This is a genomic window from Mesorhizobium sp. M4A.F.Ca.ET.050.02.1.1 (assembly GCF_003997725.1).
Taxonomy (GTDB): domain Bacteria; phylum Pseudomonadota; class Alphaproteobacteria; order Rhizobiales; family Rhizobiaceae; genus Mesorhizobium.
Map to the genome: position 1 here is coordinate 1 of NZ_RZSG01001330.1, position 815 is coordinate 815.

2 protein-coding genes are annotated in these 815 nt (G+C 69.0%); both read left to right on the forward strand.

Features of this window, described 5'->3' with window-relative positions:
- Window positions 1-422 (forward strand): aminotransferase class III-fold pyridoxal phosphate-dependent enzyme (locus EOA33_RS37285; RefSeq protein ID WP_127407826.1); only part of this gene is annotated, 422 nt, incomplete at its 5' end.
- 33 nt (window positions 423-455) lie between these two features.
- Window positions 456-815: aldehyde dehydrogenase family protein (locus EOA33_RS37290; RefSeq protein WP_127407827.1), on the forward strand; the 360-nt coding region annotated here is incomplete at its 3' end.

Here is an 815-nt window from a genome sequence, read left to right on the forward strand (position 1 = left end):
CGCCGGGACCGGGCGGGCTGGGCGGCACCTATGGCGGCAGCCCGATCGGCGTCGCGGCCGCCCATGCCGTGCTCGACGTCATCGAGGACGAGGATCTCTGCGGCCGCGCCAACCAGCTCGGCAACCGGCTCAAGCAGCGCCTGGAATCGCTGCGCGAGAAGGCGCCGCAGATCGTCGATATCCGCGGTCCGGGCTTCATGAACGCGGTCGAGTTCAACGACAGGACGACGAAGCTGCCGAGCGCCGAGTTCGCCAACAAGGTGCGGCTGATCGCGCTCGATAAGGGCCTGATCCTGCTGACCTGCGGCGTGCATGGCAACGTCATCCGCTTCCTCGCCCCGATCACCATCCAGGACAGCGTCTTCGGCGAGGCGCTCGACATTCTGGAGAGCGCGATCCTCGAAGCAAGCGCCGGCAACTAGCCGGAGCCCCGTCCATTTTCCGGAGCAAATGACATGGCCTTCACGACCGCGTTGACCAAGCATGTTTCCTTCTCGTCGCGCTTCCTGCGCGACACCGGCTACATCGACGGCGTCTGGACCGCGGGCGACGCGACCCGGACCTTCGACGTGCTGAACCCGGCAACCGGCGAGGTGCTGGCGTCGCTGTCCGATATGGGTGCCGCCGAGACGCGGGACGCCATCGCCGCCGCCCATGCCGCGCAGCCGGCCTGGGCGGCGCGCCCGGCCAAGGAGCGCGCCGCGATCCTGCGCAAGTGGCACGAGCTGATGGTCGCCAACGCCGACGAGCTGGCGGCCATCCTGACCGCCGAGATGGGCAAGCCCTTCGCCGAGGCCCGCGGCGAGATCCTCTAC